This window comes from Ramlibacter sp. (assembly GCF_013697775.1).
Taxonomy (GTDB): Bacteria; Pseudomonadota; Gammaproteobacteria; order Burkholderiales; family Burkholderiaceae_C; genus Ramlibacter.
Window position 1 is genome coordinate 13860 of record NZ_JACCWG010000391.1, and the last position, 14319, is coordinate 28178.

Below are 14319 nucleotides of genomic sequence, written 5' to 3' on the forward strand. Positions count from 1 at the left end.
GTTCACGGAAATCAGCGCACCAGGCAGGGACGCTTGGGGTCGAAGGTCCAGCCGGGGATGAGGAACTGCATGGCGGTGGCGTCGTCGCGCGCGCCCAGGCCGTGCTGCAGGTACAGCGCGTGGGCCTTGTCCACCTGCGCCATGTCGATTTCGATGCCCAGGCCCGGCTTGTCCGGCACGCGGATGAAGCCGCCTTCGATCTTCAGCGGCTCCTTCGTCAAACGCTGGCCGTCCTGCCAGATCCAGTGCGTGTCCATGGCCGTCACCTTGCCGGGCGCGGCGGCGCCGACGTGGGTGAACATGGCCAGCGAAATGTCGAAATGGTTGTTGGAGTGCGAGCCCCAGGTCAGGCCCCAGTCGCGGCAGGTCTGCGCCACGCGCACCGAGCCGGCCATGGTCCAGAAATGCGGATCGGCCAGCGGAATGTCGACCGACTGCAGCGCCAGCGCATGCGCCATCTGCCGCCAATCGGTGGCGACCATGTTGGTGGCGGTCGGCAGGCCCGTGGCGCGGCGAAATTCCGCCATCACCTCGCGGCCGGAGAAGCCTTCTTCCGCGCCGCAGGGGTCTTCCGCATAGGCCATGACGCCATGCAGGTCGCGCAGCAGGCGGATGGCGTCTTTCAAGAGCCAGCCGCCGTTGGGGTCGAGCGTGATGCGCGCCTCGGGAAAGCGTTCGTGCAGCGCACGCACCGCATCCACTTCCTCTTCGCCGCGCAGCACGCCGCCCTTGAGCTTGAAGTCCTGGAAGCCGTAGCGCGCCTGCGCGGCCTCGGCCAGGCGCACCACGGCTTCGGGCGTCAGCGCTTCCTCGTGGCGCAGGCGCAGCCAGTCGTCGCCGGCGTCGGGTTCGCTCGCATACGGCAGGTCGGTCTTGCCGCGGCCGCCGACGAAGAACAGGTAGCCCAGCATCTGCACCGCGTCGCGCTGCTGCCCTTCGCCGAGCAGCGCCGCCACCGGCATGCCCAGGAATTGGCCCTGCAGATCCAGCAGCGCCGACTCCACCGCCGTCACCGCGTGGATGGTGGTGCGCGCATCGAACGTCTGCAGGCCGCGCCCGCCGGCATCGCGGTCGGCGAAACGCGTACGCATCTCGCCCAGGATGGCCTGCAGCGCGAAGATGGAACGGCCTTCCACCAGCGCGCGCGCGTCTTCCAGTGTGGTGCGGATCTTCTCGCCGCCCGGCACCTCGCCCAGGCCGGTGTGGCCGGCGCTGTCCGTGACGATGACGATGTTGCGCGTGAAGAAGGGCGCATGCGCGCCCGAGAGATTGAGCAGCATGCCGTCGCGGCCCGCCACCGGGACCACGCGCATGCTCTGGACGACGGGAGCAGCGGACATCGGCGGCTTCAGTCGGCGGTGATCTTGCGGCTGGAGATCAGCTTGGCCCAGCGCACGTATTCGGCAGCCTGGTAGGAGGCGAACTGCTCGGGCGTGTTCAGCACCATCTCGAAGCCGAGTTCCAGCAGCTTGGGCTTCACGGCCGGGTCGTTCAGGCTGTCCACGATGGCTTTGTGCAGCCTGGCCTTCACGTCCGCCGGCAGGCCCCTGGGCGCCGCGATGGCTTGCCACGAATACACGTTGGCATCCTTGATGCCGCTTTCCTCCAGCGTGGGCACGTTGGGCAGCAGCGGCGAGCGCTTGGCCGACGTGATGGCCAGGGTGCGCAGCTTGCCGGCCTGGATCTGCGGCATGGCGGTGTTGATGTTCATGAAGGACGAATCCACCTGGTTGCCAAGCAGGTCCGTCATCACCGGGCCGCCGCCCTTGTACGGCACGTGCACGCCGCTGGTGCCGGTCTGCTGCCAGAACAGTTCGGCCGTCAGGTGGTCGCTGGAGCCATTGCCCGACGACGCGAACGACATCTTGCGCGGATTGGCTTTGGTGTACGCGATCACCTCGGCCAGCGTCTTGTGCGGCGAGGCGGCGGGCACCACCAGCACGTTGGGCGCCTGCACCGCCACCGTGATCGGGTCCAGGTCGCGCAGCGCGTCGTAGTTCACCTTGATCAGGTGCGGCGCGATCACGAACGGGCCGAGCGACGACACCAGCAGCGTGTGGCCGTCGGCCGGCGCGCGCGCCACGCCGGCGGTGCCGATGGTGCCGGTGGCGCCCGGCTTGTTGTCCACGATCACCGACACGCCAAGCTTGTCCGGCAGCTTGTTGGACAGCGTGCGCGCGATCAGGTCGGTGGAGCCGCCGGGCGGGAACGGCACCACCAACGTGATCGGCTTGGCGGGCCAGGCGGCGAACGCGCCGGACGACACGGCCGCGCCCAGGGCGAGCGCGCAAAGAGCCTTGTTCATCGTGTGTCTCCTGTCCTTGTTCGTCTTACTGCGGCCCCAGGCGCTCGATCAGCGCGCGCAGCTGCTCGACCTCCGCCGGCTTCAGGTCCGACAGCGGCGGGCGCACCGGGCCGGCGCTCTTGTCGACGATGCGCGCGCCGGCCTTCACGATGCTGACCGCGTAGCCCTCGCCCTTGTTGCGGATCTCCAGGTAGGGCAGGAAGAAGTCGTCGATCAGCCGGCTGACGGTGGCCTGGTCGCCATTGGCGTAGGCGTTGTAGAAGTCGATGGCGGTCTTCGGGATGAAGTTGAACACCGCGGACGAATAGGTGGGCACGCCCAGCGCCTTGTACGCGTTGGCATACACCTCGTGCGTGGGCATGCCGCCGATGTAGACGAAGCGCTCGCCCAGCTTCTGGCGGATCTGCACGATGCGCTCGATGTCGCCCAGGCCGTCCTTGAAGCCGATCAGGTTCGGGCAGCGGTCGGCCAGCACCTGCAGCGAGGCGGCGTTGAGCTTGCAGGCGCCGCGGTTGTAGACGATGACGCCGATGCGCACGCTCTTGCACACCGTTTCCACATGGGACACCAGGCCCTCCTGCGAGGCCTCGGTCAGGTAGTGCGGCAGCAGCAGGATGCCGGCCGCCCCATGGCGCTCGGCCTCCTGCGCGTACTGGATGGCCAGCGTGGTGCCGCCGCCGGCGCCGCCGACGATCGGGACGTCGGTCTTGCAGGTCTGCACCGCCACCTTCAGCACCTCGCCGTACTCGCGCGGCTCCAGCGAGAAGAACTCGCCCGTGCCGCCGGCCGCGAACAGCACGCTCGCGCCATAGGGCTTGAGCCACTCCAGCCGGGCGGCGTAGCCCTTGGGGTCGAAGCGCAGCTCGGCGTCGAAGTCGGTCAGCGGAAAGGACAGCAGCCCGGAGGAAAGCGCTTTCCGCAGGTCTTGGGGAGTCATGGTGGTGTGGCGATCCGATTGAGATAAGACATCGTATCTCTTTCCAATCACCGCAAACTACGGGATTCCCCTGATTGGCCGTTCAGGTCGCCAGCATGGCCCGGCGGCGGCGCTCGCGGCTGTTGCCCAGGTGGGTGCGCATGGCGGCGCGGGCGCCGTCCAGGTCCTGCCGGGCGATGGCGCCCAGGATGCTCTCGTGCTCGGCGTGGATGACGGCCAGGTACTCGCGGCGCGCCGGGGTGAGCTCGGCCACCGGCTCCAGCCGCGCACGCGGGATCATGGTGCCGCCGAGCGTGCCCATGATGTCGGCGAAATGGTCGTTCTGGGTGGCGCGGGCGATCTCCAGGTGGAACTGGAAGTCCGGCCCGACGGCGTCGCGCCCCGCCTCCACCGCGGCGGTGAAGGCGTCGAGCGCCGAACGCATGGCGCGCAGGTTGCTCTCGGTGCGGCGCGCCGCCGCCAGCCCCGCGCTTTCGCATTCGACGGCGATACGCAGTTCCAGCACGGCGACCACGTCCTGCAAGGTGGCGAGCTGGTCCGGCGCGATGCGGAAGGTGCTGGCGTCGCCGATGCCCACCACGAAGGCGCCGATGCCGTGCCGCACGTCCACCATGCCCGCCGCCTGCAGCCGCGACATGGCCTCGCGCACCACCGTGCGGCTGACGCCGAACTGGGCCATCAGGTCGGCTTCCTTGGGCAGTTTGGCGCCGTGCGCAAGGCTGCCGTCGCGGATGCGGTCCGACAGGGACTGCACCACGTCGGCGGGCAGGGACCGCGAACGGCGGACAGGCGTGGCGATGTCGCTCATGGGGGGATGATACGCCGGAGGTACGATCTCTCCGACGGCTTCACCACTGGAGAAGATGCATGACCGAGCCCGCGCCGCAAGCCACCCGTCCCTGGGACAGCGCCTACCGCATCAGCAACACCACCGTGCTGGCGGAGAACCCGACCTTGCGCGTGCTGGACATGACGCTGCTGCCCGGCGAAAGCGTGCCCTGGCATCTGCATCCCGACACGGACGACCTGTTCGTCGGGCTGGTCGGCGAATTCGACGTGTTCCATGGGCCGCAGGCGGCGTGCACGACCGTGCGCGCGCCCGGCAGGCACCTGGTTCCGAAGGGCGAAACGCACACGGTGCGCAACCGCTCCGGCGCGCCCTGCCAGTTCCTGCTGATCCAGGATGGCGGGCCGTACCAGTTCATCGCCACCCAGGGCGCGGCCGCGGCGTAGAACCGGAACGCGCCGCTCACCAGTCCATCGACCCGCCGCCGCCCTGTGCAAGGGCACGCTCGTAGGCCAGCGTCGCGGCGACCATGTCTTCCATGGCGATGCCCATGGCCTTGTAGACGGTGATCTCCGCGTCGCTGGTGCGGCCGGGCGCCCGGCCCAGCGCCACCGCGCCGAGCGTCGTCCCCTTGTCCCTCGGCAGCCCGGCCAGTTCGGCGCAGCCGACCGGCGTAGGCGCGAAGGCGTCCAGCGTCTCCACGAACAGCCGCTGCCCGCGCGCAAGCGCAACCGGCAGTTCGCCGCGCGGCGGGTGGTAGCCCACGGACGACACGTGCGTGCCCGGCTTGATCCAGTGCGGCTGGATCACCGGCTCGGCGCTGTGCGTCGCCAGGCAGACGACGTCGGACTCGCGCACCGCGGCCTCCACGTCGCGCACGGCCCGCGCGAGCGGATGGCGGGCGGCCAGGCGCTCGGCCTCTTGCATGTGCAGCGAGCACACGTTGATGTGGTCGAAGCCGCGGACCAGCGGCAGCAGGCGCAGGTGCTCGCGCGCCTGCACGCCGGCGCCGACGATGGTGGCCACGCGCGCGTCCTGGCGCGCCAGCATGCGGGCCGACAGCACGGCGGAGGCGGCCGTGCGCACGCCGGTGATGTAGGTGCCGTCCATCACGCACAGCGTGGCGCCGGTGTCCTGCGCGAACAGCAGGATCATCGCCAGGTGGTTCGGCACGTCGAACGCGAGATTGGCGTCGAACACGTTGACGATCTTCACGGCGATGGGCGAGCCCGGGCGCCAGGCCGGCATGGCCAGCGAGAAGCCTTTGCCCGGCACCGTGATCTCGGGCCGCGACGGCGCCTGCACCTCGCCGCGTTCAAGGCCGCGAAAGCCCTCCTCCAGGCCATCGAGCAGTTCGCCCAGGTCGAGATGGCGCTCGACGTCGGCCTCGCTCAGGGTGAGCACCCGGCGCGCGCCCTTGCTGATTTCGAATGCCGCCTTGGGATGGCTTCGGATCGCTGCGTGCATGTGAATTGCTTTCAAGCCAATGGGACTGGCCTGGCGGGAGTTTCGGTACGGTTGCCGCTTCACTCAAGCGACTTGTCTGCTTTTGACATGAGCCTGGCTAAACCGTAGGATGCCCGCGATGGAGCTTCACCTAGCCCTTCTCGCGCAGCTGCGCGCCTTCGTGGCCGTGGCGCGCCACCAAAGTTTCAAGCGCGCGGCGGAGCATCTGCACGTGACGCAGTCGGCGCTGAGCCACCACGTGCGGCACCTGGAGCAGGACCTGGGCACGCAGCTGGTCGAGCGGCTGCACCGGCGCATCGAACTCACCGCCGCGGGCCGGACCCTGCTGGACGGCTGCGCGACGCACTTCGACGGCTTGGCCGGCGCGGTGCGGCAGGTGCGCCACGCCGGCGACACCGGCGCGCTGACGGTGAGCGTGGCGCCCTACTTTTCGGCGAAGTGGCTCACGCCGCGCCTGGGGCGGCTATGGAGCCGGCACCCGGCACTGGACCTGCAGCTGCGCCATGCCTACCAGCCGGCGGACTTTCCGCAGGACGACGTGGACGCCGGCATCAGCTGGGGCCATGGCCGCTGGAGCGGGGCGGAATCGGTGCTGCTGCTGGCCGGCACGCTCACCCCGGTCTGCAGCGCCGACTACCGTGCGCGGCTGGCGGCCCGGCCGCGGCCGGCGGCGCTGCTGAAGCACCGGCTCTTCTACGAATTCGACGCCGCGCACTGGCGGGCCTGGTTCGCCGCAGCGGGCGTGAACGGCGCGTTCACGGCGGTGCAGATCGACGACTCGCACGCGCTGCGCCGGGCCGTGCTGGACGGCCACGGCGTGGGGTTGTTCTTCGAAGGGCTGGTCCAGGAAGACCTGCGTACCGGGCAACTGGTGCAACCCTTCAAGACCGCCGTGGACCCCGGCGCCGGCTACTACCTGGTGCGCCCCAGGGGCAGGCCCGTGAGCTCCCGGCTCGGCGAGTTCATGCAGTGGATCCTGGATGAAGCCAGGCAGGAGCCGTTCGCCTGATCAGCCCGCGCGCGCGCACATCCTGTCGATGTACAGCAGGCCGTCGGGCAGCGCGTCGCGAAAGAACATCCAGTCGTGGTCGCCGTCCATCACGCGAAACTCGGCCAGCTTGGGCTGCACGGCCAGCACCTTCCAGTACAGGTTGGCGGCCATCACCGCGATGCCCAGGAAGTCGTGGTCTCCCGAGGCGATCCACATCGGCACGCGCAGCGGCTGGGCCTTGTAGCGCTCCAGGTTGGGCGGATAGTTCAGCGCCTTCCACAGTTCGGGATCGAACTTCCCGTCGCGCACGAACGGCGGCGCCTTGCGCGAGGCCGAGGTTTCCGGCGGCAGCGGGTCGTAGATGGCGGGGCTGACAATGGACGCGGCGCAGAACATCGCCGGATGGCGCAGCGCGAGGTTCAGCGCGCCGTACGCGCCCATGGAATGGCCGGCCACCGCGCGGCCGGCACGCTCCTTGGACACGCGGTACTTGCCTTCCACGTACCCGAGCAGGTCCTTCATGACCGCGGTCTCGGCCTTCTCCGCCGCGCCGTCCACCCACCAGCCCGAAGGCGACGTGGTCGGCATGACGACGACGCCCGGCCGCAGCGTGCCGCGCTGCGATCATCGCGTCCATCGTCTCCAGGATGCCGCCCTTGAATCTGTAGTCGGTCTCGTCGCCGCCGGCGCCGTGCAGCAGGTAGGTGACGGGGAAACCGGCGGTGGCTTCCTTGTAGCCGTCCGGCAGGTAGATCATGAACTTCACCGGCCGGCCGAGCGCGGCGCTGGGCGCGGCATCGGCCACCAGTTCGCCGGCACCGGCCTGCGCGGCGGCGCAGGCGAAACCGGCCGCGGCCAGCAGGTGGATCACGCGTTGGCGCAAGGCCATCTTTCGCTCCTCGGGGTTGTCTGTCATGGGATTTACCGCCAGGCCGTCTTATGGCATGGCGGCGTGCAAATACGCAATCCCAGTCCTTCAATTCCGCAGCGTGCACTGCGGCGCCTGGCTGCTAGGCTGTTCCGACAACGGCCAGCAAAGGAGTACATCCCATGACGACGACGATGCAACGGACCCCGGAACCGGAAAAGATGACGGAGGAGGAAGAGACCTCCTATGCAGGCGCGGACTACAGCATTCCCCACGAAAAGCTCGCGCGCCTGATCGTCGAAACCGCGGCCGGCATCGGCCTGCGGGCCCTGGACATCGGCTGCGGCCCGGGCGACGTTCTGATCCGGGTGCGCAGCCATGCGCCGAGCTGGTACCTGTACGGCGTGGACATGTCGCCCACGATGCTGTCCATGGCGTCGGCCAGCGCGGTCAAGCGCATCCCGCCGCAACAGCGGCAGATCAACTGGGTGCTGGGCAACGTGCGCGGCAGCGGGCTGCCCGACGACGAATTCCACGTGATCATGAGCAACACCGTGCTGCACCACATCGAGGACGCGGTCCAGTTCTGGCGGGAAATCCGGCGCATCGCGCGCAATGGCGCGCATGTGTTCGTGCGGGATTTCCGGCGCCCGCCCGACGAGCAGGCGGCGCGCGAGGTGATGGAGCGCAACATCGGCCATGAGTCCGACGGCGTGAAGTCGCACTACTTCACTTCGCTGCTGAGCTCCTATACCGTGGACGAAGTGGCGGCGGACATGGAGAAAGCCGGCCTGAAGGGCCTGCGCGCCGTCGAATACGAAGACCGCTACCTCACCGTGCAGGGGCAAGTGCAGAAATGAACAGGGACACCACCACGGGATGAACCAGCTCGCCAGGCGCATTTCCATCTCGGAAGGTGTCGTTCTTGCAATCTGCTCCCTGATCGGCTCGGGCCTGCTGGGGCTCCCCGGCCTTGCCATCGAGGCCGGTGGCGCCCGGGCCGCCGCGCTCGCGTGGCCGCTCATCATGCTGATCTCGGTGCCGCTGGTGGTGGTGTTCCTGACGCTGTCGCTCGACGTGCAGAACGCCGGAGGCGTGGCCACTTATGCGGGCCTGGCCGTGGGCAAATGGGCGGAAACAGCCGTGACCTTCGTGCTGGCGCTGACCTTCATGCTGTGCATTCCGGTGGGCACCTACATGGGGGCGGCGTACATCCAGAAGATTCCGCTGCTGCAGCAGGCGATGCCGCAGTCGGGAAGCCTGCTCATTGCCGGCGCCATCCTGGTCGCCTCCACGGTGCTGAACTACCTGGGCATCAAGCCGGCGGCTTGGATCAACAAGGCCTCGGTGTTCGCGCTGCTGGCGCTGATTGCCTTCATCGTCGCCAACAACCACGGCGTGCTCGGCCGGGGACTGCAGGCCTACCGGGACAGCGCCTCGCACTTGGACGAAGTGTCCGTCCACCAGCTGTGGGCGGTGTGCGCCGTGCTGTTCTGGGCTTTCCTGGGCTGGGAGAACCTGAGCTTCGGCAGCGAGGAAACGACCGGCGGCGCGCGGGCCATCCGATGGATCTTCGCCATCGCCTTCGTGTCGGTCAGCGCGGTCTACGCCATGCTGGCCCTCATCGCGGCCGGCGCGCACGACGCCGGCCTGAACATCAGCGGCGTGACGGGCATGCTGGCGCTGGTGGGCGGCAGCGTCTTCTCCCCGGTGGCCTACCTGCTGATCGTGCTGATCGTTGTGGCCAACGTGAACTCCTGGGTGTTCGCCGCCAGCCGCCTGATGTACGCGGCGGGCCGCAGCCGCATCCTGCCGGCGCAATTGGGCAGGCTGTCGAAGGACAGCATTCCCCGCGTGAGCCTGCTCAGCATGCTGGCGGTGTACCTGGTGCTGACCGCGTTCATCCACAGCGACTGGCTGCCGCTGACCACCGGCCTGGCGATCGGCAACCAGAACTTCATCGTCCTGTACGTGGCGGCCATTCTTTGCTACGCGAAGCGCAACGTGACGCCGTGGGGCATGCTGGTCACGGCGCTGGCATTCGTGTCGTGCAGCTTTTTGATCGTCGGATTCGGCAAGCTGCTGGTCGTGCCGCTGGCGATGATGGTGATGGGGTATGCGATCCACAGGCACCGGACCCGGATCGCGACTGCGGGCGCCGTCGCCTGACGGCGTTCGGCGCCCTTTTCCTCCTCACTCCACCGTCACGCTCTTCGCCAGGTTCCGCGGCTTGTCCACGTCCGTCCCCCGCGCCACGGCCGTGTGGTACGCCAGCAGCTGCAGCGGCACCACGTGCAGCAGCGGGCTCAGCGCGCCGTAGTGTTCCGGCATGCGGATCACGTTCAGGCCTTCGCCGCTGCCGATGCGCGAGTCAGCATCGGCCAGCACGTACAACACGCCGCCGCGCGCGCGCACCTCTTGCATGTTGCTTTTCAGCTTTTCCAAGAGCGCGTCGTTCGGCGCCACCGTCACCACCGGCATGTCGCCCGTCACCAGCGCCAGCGGGCCGTGCTTGAGCTCGCCGGCCGGGTACGCCTCGGCGTGGATGTAGCTGATTTCCTTGAGCTTCAGCGCGCCTTCGAGCGCGATCGGGTAGTGCAGGCCGCGGCCCAGGAACAGCGCATGGTCCTTGCTCGCAAAGTCCTCGGCCCAGCTGATGATCTGCGGCTCCAGCGCCAGCACCGCCGACAGCGCGGCCGGGAGATGGCGCATGGCTTTCAAGTGCGCGGCTTCCTGCTCGTCGCTCAGGCGGCCCTTGCTTTGCGCCAGTGCCAGCGTCAGCAGGAACAGGCCGGCCAGCTGCGTGGTGAAGGCCTTGGTGGAGGCCACGCCGATTTCCACGCCGGCGCGCGTGAGGTAGGCCAGCTTGCATTCGCGCACCATCGCCGACGTGGCCACGTTGCACACCGTCAGCGTGTGCTCCATGCCCATCGACTTGGCGTGCTTCAGCGCGGCGAGCGTGTCGGCCGTTTCGCCGGACTGGCTGATGGTCACCACCAGCGTGCGCGGGTTCGGCACGCTGTCGCGGTAGCGGTATTCGCTGGCGATCTCCACCTGCGTGGGCACCTTGGCGATGCTCTCCAGCCAGTACTTGGCCGCGCAGCCGCTGTAGTAGCTGGTGCCGCAGGCCAGGATCAGCACGTTGTCGATCTCCTGGAACGTTCTGTAGGCAGCGTCGCCGAACAGCTCGGGCACGATGCTCTGCACGCCTTCCAGCGTGTCGGCGATGGCGCGCGGCTGCTCGAAGATTTCCTTTTGCATGTAGTGGCGGTAGGGGCCCAGTTCCGCCGCGCCGCTGTGCACCTGCACCGTCTTCACCGGGCGCGCCACCGCCTTGTGCTGCTTGTCGGCGATCCAGTACTTGCCCAGCTGCATGTCGACCACGTCGCCCTCTTCCAGGTAGACGATCTGGTCGGTCACGCCGGCCAGGGCCATGGCGTCGCTGGCCAGAAAGCTCTCGCCGTCCTTGCCCACGCCCAGCACCAGCGGCGAGCCGGCGCGCGCGCCCACCACGCGGTGCGGCTCGTCCTTGCAGAACACCGCGATGGCGTAGGCGCCGTGCAGCTGCGACACCGCCGCCTTCGCCGCCTCGAACAGGTCGCCGTCGTACACGCTGTCGATCAGGTGGCAGATGACTTCGGTGTCGGTCTGGCTGGAGAAGACGTAGCCCTTGGCCTGGAGCGCGGCGCGCAGCTCCTCGTGGTTCTCGATGATGCCGTTATGCACCAGCGCAATGCGCCCCGGCGCCTTCGCCGCCGCCGGGCCGGGGCCATGGCTGAAGTGCGGGTGCGCGTTGTGCACCGCCGGCGCGCCGTGCGTGGCCCAGCGCGTGTGGGCGATGCCGGTCGTGCCTTCGATATGGTCGGTTTCCACCTGCGTGCCGAGTTCGGCCACGCGCGAGGTGCTGCGCGCCCGCTTCAGGCCGTCGTCATAGACGGCCACGCCGCAGGAGTCGTACCCGCGGTACTCCAGCCGTTGCAGGCCCTGCACCAGGACCGGGACGATGTTGCGGGTAGAGACCGCGCCGACGATGCCGCACATAAGAAACTCCTTGCTTACTTTCGCAAGACTGTAGGCAAGTGCAAAAGAAATCAGTGTTCTAAATTTAGCTTCTGATGAAATAATCAATCAAGCAACTCATTTCGAGAATTTAAATTTCATCCATGGCGGATTCAAACGACTCGATTTCACTGGATGCCGTGGACCTCAGCCTGCTGGAATTGCTGCAGGCCGATGCGGCGCTCAGCAACCAGGACTTGGCGAAGAAGATCCACATCTCCCCGCCCACCTGCCTGCGGCGCGTGCGGCGGCTGCACGAAACGGGGCTGATCCAGCGGCAGATCGCCGTGCTGGACCCCGCGCGGGTGGCGGCGGTGCTGGGGCATGGCCTGGAGGCTGTGGTGGAGATCACGCTCGACCGGCAGGGCCAGGCCGAGCAGGAGGCGTTCGAGGCCAAGGTGGTGGCCGACGCGGCGGTGCAGCAGTGCTACCGCGTCTCGCCCGGGCCGGACTTCGTGCTCATCGTGCACGTGCCGGACATGCCGGGCTACCTGGCGCTGGCGCAGCGGTTGTTCACCGGCGACGCCAACGTGCGCAACGTCAAGGCCTTCTTCAGCATCAAGCGCGCCAAGTTCGCACCGGCCATTCCGGTGCGCCCTGTCGCCTAGCTGCGGCTTACTTCGGTTTCTTCTTCGGACGCTGCCAGTCGGCGATTCCGGCCTGCCTGCCGCGCGCCACCGACAGCGCGCCCGGCTGCGTGTCCTTGGTGATGACCGATCCCGCCCCCACCGTGCCGCCGGCGCCGAGCGTCACCGGCGCCACCAGCACGCTGTTGCTGCCCACGTGCACGTCGGCCTCGATCACGGTGCGGTGCTTGTTGGCGCCGTCGTAGTTGGCGGTGATGCTGCCCGCGCCGTAGTTGACGCGCTCGCCCACCGTGGCGTCGCCGAGATACGCCAGGTGGTTGGCCTTGGCGCCGCGCGCCAGGGTGGAGTTCTTCACTTCGACGAAGTTGCCGATGTGCACTTCGGCACCCAGCTGCGCGCCCGGCCGCAGCCGCGCGAACGGGCCGACCAGCGCGCCCTCGCCCACCTCCACGCCGGCGCTCTCGCCGTCGATGTGGGTGAACGGATGGATCACCGCGCCGGCCGCGATGCGCGCGTTGGCGATCACGCAATTCGCGCCGATGCGCACGCCTTCGCCCAGCGACACGCGGCCTTCGAACACGCAGTTGACGTCGATCTCCACGTCGCCCGCGCACGCGAGTTCGCCACGCACGTCGAAGCGCGCCGGGTCGGCGATGCGCACGCCCTGCTCCATCAGCGCGCGGGCGCGGCGCAGCTGGTAGGCGCGCTCCAGCTCGGCCAGTTGCACCGGGCTGTTGACGCCGTCCACCTGCACCTGGTCGTCGATGGCCAGCGCGACCACTTCCTCGCCGTCGGCAACGGCAAGCTTCACGATGTCGGTGAGGTAGTACTCGCCTTGCGCGTTGTCGTTGGTGAGGCGCGCCAGCCAGCGCTTGAGCAGCGCCGAGGGAACGGCCATGAAGCCGGTGTAGACCTCGCGGATGGCGCGCTGCGCCTCGCTCGCGTCCTTGTGCTCCACGATGGACTGCACCGCGTCGCCGGTGCGCACGATGCGGCCGTAGCCGGTGGGGTCGGGCATCGTCACGCTCAGCAGCGCCAGGCGCTTGCCGTCGCAGCGTTCAAGCAAACGCTGCAGGGTCTGCGGCTGCACCAGCGGCACGTCGCCGTTGAGGATCAGCGCCACGCCGTCGTCGGGCAGCGCCGGCACGGCCTGCTGCACCGCGTGGCCGGTGCCTAGCTGCGGCTCCTGGCGCACGAACGCGGGCGCGGCCTGCTGCGCGGCTGTTGCCATGTGGGCAACGGCGGATTCCACTTCGGCCGCGCCGTGGCCGGTGATCACCACCAGGCCGCGCGCCTGCAGCTGCCATGCGGTGTCGACCACATGCCCGATCAACGGCTTGCCACCGAGCCGGTGCAGTACCTTGGGCAGGCGGCTTTTCATGCGCGTGCCCTTGCCGGCGGCCATGACCACCACGTCCACAGCTGTCATCGCTTATCCTTTTCTGTACTCATGCAGTCATTTCTCTCGCGAATTATCGGTGTGCTGGTGCTGGCCGTGGGGCTTGCCGGCTGCAGCGCCATCAAGCTTGGCTACAAAACACTGCCCGACATGGGTTATTGGTGGCTCGACGGTTATTTCGATTTCGGCGGCGAGCAGGCGTCGCAGGCCAAGGCCAGCCTGGCGCGGCTGCACGCCTGGCACCGCGCGACCGAGCTGCCGCGGCTGGCCGAGATGCTGGAGCGCATGGAGCGCCTCGCGCCCGAGGCGATCGCGCCGCAGCAGGCCTGCGCCGTCGTGGACGAGGCGTATGCGCGCGTGTGGGCCGCGCTGGAGCAGGCCGAACCGGAGATCGTGCCGATCGCCGCTACCCTCACGCCGCGCCAGCTGCGCCACCTGCAGCGCAAGTACCAGGACAAGAACATGGCCTGGCAGAAGGAGTGGATCGACCTGCCGCCGGAAGAGCAGCGCGACAAGCGCTACGAGCAGCTGCTCGACCGCATCGAGATGATCTACGGGCGGCTGGACACGGCGCAGCGCGAGGTGCTTCGGCGCGCGATGGACGCCTCGGCGTGGGACCCCAGGCGCGTGCTGGCCGAGCGCCAGCGGCGCCAGCAGGACCTGGTGCAGACGCTGCGCGCCATCGCCGGTAAGCCGGCCGCGCCCGACGAGGCGCGCGCGCTGCTGCACGGCTACCTGCAACGCACCCTGCAGTCGCCCGACCCGGCCTACCGCGCCTACCAGGACGCCTTCCGGCAGGAGGGCTGCCGCACCTTCTCGGCCATGCACCAGGCCACCACGCCCGCGCAGCGCGAACAGGCCGTGCGGCGGCTGCGCGCCTACCAGCGCGACCTGCGCGAGCTCGCGGCCAGGCCGTGAC

The 14319-nt window shown here is 68.7% G+C and carries 15 protein-coding genes; 7 read left to right on the forward strand and 8 right to left on the reverse strand.

The window, feature by feature from the left end; translation table 11 throughout:
* Positions 1-11 precede the first annotated feature (11 nt).
* The 4 genes from gudD to H0U68_RS19915 form a co-directional block, all read right to left on the reverse strand.
* Positions 12-1340: a glucarate dehydratase gene (gene gudD, locus H0U68_RS19900; RefSeq protein WP_296358642.1), complete on the reverse strand. Its 1329-nt coding sequence runs from the start codon at positions 1338-1340 to the stop codon at positions 12-14.
* Positions 1341-1348: 8 nt separating this feature from the next.
* Entirely contained in the window at positions 1349-2305 is a 957-nt protein-coding gene (locus H0U68_RS19905) for a tripartite tricarboxylate transporter substrate binding protein (protein ID WP_296358643.1), read from the reverse strand.
* Between the two features lie 25 nt (positions 2306-2330).
* Positions 2331-3242, reverse strand: coding sequence for a 5-dehydro-4-deoxyglucarate dehydratase (kdgD, locus tag H0U68_RS19910; protein ID WP_296358644.1), 912 nt, complete (start codon positions 3240-3242; stop codon positions 2331-2333).
* 82 nt (positions 3243-3324) lie between these two features.
* Positions 3325-4050, reverse strand: a complete 726-nt coding sequence (locus H0U68_RS19915; protein ID WP_296358645.1) for a FadR/GntR family transcriptional regulator — start codon at positions 4048-4050, stop codon at positions 3325-3327.
* A gap of 59 nt (positions 4051-4109) precedes the next feature.
* On the opposite strand from H0U68_RS19915, the gene H0U68_RS19920 reads away from it, so the two are divergent.
* Positions 4110-4475, forward strand: a complete 366-nt coding sequence (locus H0U68_RS19920) for a cupin domain-containing protein (RefSeq protein ID WP_296358646.1) — start codon at positions 4110-4112, stop codon at positions 4473-4475.
* Positions 4476-4491: 16 nt separating this feature from the next.
* Here the strand turns inward: H0U68_RS19920 and H0U68_RS19925 are convergent, their stop codons facing one another.
* Entirely contained in the window at positions 4492-5496 is a 1005-nt protein-coding gene (locus tag H0U68_RS19925) for an ornithine cyclodeaminase family protein (RefSeq protein ID WP_296358647.1), read from the reverse strand.
* A gap of 118 nt (positions 5497-5614) precedes the next feature.
* Between H0U68_RS19925 and H0U68_RS19930 the strand changes: the two genes are divergently transcribed.
* A complete protein-coding gene (locus tag H0U68_RS19930; protein WP_296358648.1) occupies positions 5615-6505 on the forward strand; it encodes a LysR substrate-binding domain-containing protein in 891 nt (296 codons plus the stop codon).
* On the opposite strand, the gene H0U68_RS19935 is transcribed toward H0U68_RS19930, so the two are convergent.
* Positions 6506-7075 (reverse strand): alpha/beta hydrolase-fold protein, encoded by a 570-nt coding sequence (locus H0U68_RS19935; protein ID WP_296358649.1) that lies wholly within the window; start codon positions 7073-7075, stop codon positions 6506-6508. It abuts the gene before it with no gap.
* On the opposite strand from H0U68_RS19935, the gene H0U68_RS24415 reads away from it, so the two are divergent.
* Genes H0U68_RS24415 through H0U68_RS19950 form a run of 3 tightly spaced genes read left to right on the forward strand, consistent with a single transcriptional unit; the run spans position 7074 to position 9524 of the window.
* Complete coding sequence (locus H0U68_RS24415) at positions 7074-7541, forward strand: hypothetical protein (RefSeq protein WP_365732238.1); 468 nt, start codon at positions 7074-7076, stop codon at positions 7539-7541. The genes H0U68_RS19935 and H0U68_RS24415 overlap by 2 nt on opposite strands.
* A complete protein-coding gene (locus H0U68_RS19945) occupies positions 7538-8215 on the forward strand; it encodes a class I SAM-dependent methyltransferase (protein ID WP_296358650.1) in 678 nt (225 codons plus the stop codon). The genes H0U68_RS24415 and H0U68_RS19945 overlap by 4 nt, the downstream gene beginning before the upstream one ends.
* 19 nt (positions 8216-8234) lie before the next feature.
* The gene (locus H0U68_RS19950; protein WP_296358651.1) at positions 8235-9524 is read left to right on the forward strand and encodes an APC family permease; all 1290 of its coding nucleotides are present in this window, start codon (positions 8235-8237) and stop codon (positions 9522-9524) included.
* Between the two features lie 24 nt (positions 9525-9548).
* Here the strand turns inward: H0U68_RS19950 and glmS are convergent, their stop codons facing one another.
* Positions 9549-11396 carry a glutamine--fructose-6-phosphate transaminase (isomerizing) gene (glmS, locus tag H0U68_RS19955; protein ID WP_296358652.1) on the reverse strand — a complete coding sequence of 616 codons (1848 nt, stop codon included), beginning with the start codon at positions 11394-11396 and terminating at the stop codon, positions 9549-9551.
* A gap of 122 nt (positions 11397-11518) precedes the next feature.
* Here glmS and H0U68_RS19960 point away from each other — a divergent pair, with 122 nt between their 5' ends.
* Positions 11519-12022 (forward strand): Lrp/AsnC family transcriptional regulator, encoded by a 504-nt coding sequence (locus H0U68_RS19960; protein ID WP_296358653.1) that lies wholly within the window; start codon positions 11519-11521, stop codon positions 12020-12022.
* 7 nt (positions 12023-12029) lie between these two features.
* Here H0U68_RS19960 and glmU read toward each other — a convergent pair whose 3' ends face one another.
* Complete coding sequence (gene glmU / locus H0U68_RS19965; protein ID WP_296358654.1) at positions 12030-13430, reverse strand: bifunctional UDP-N-acetylglucosamine diphosphorylase/glucosamine-1-phosphate N-acetyltransferase GlmU; 1401 nt, start codon at positions 13428-13430, stop codon at positions 12030-12032.
* Positions 13431-13451: 21 nt separating this feature from the next.
* On the opposite strand from glmU, the gene H0U68_RS19970 reads away from it, so the two are divergent.
* The gene (locus H0U68_RS19970) at positions 13452-14318 is read left to right on the forward strand and encodes a DUF6279 family lipoprotein (RefSeq protein ID WP_296358655.1); all 867 of its coding nucleotides are present in this window, start codon (positions 13452-13454) and stop codon (positions 14316-14318) included.
* Position 14319: the final 1 nt, after the last annotated feature.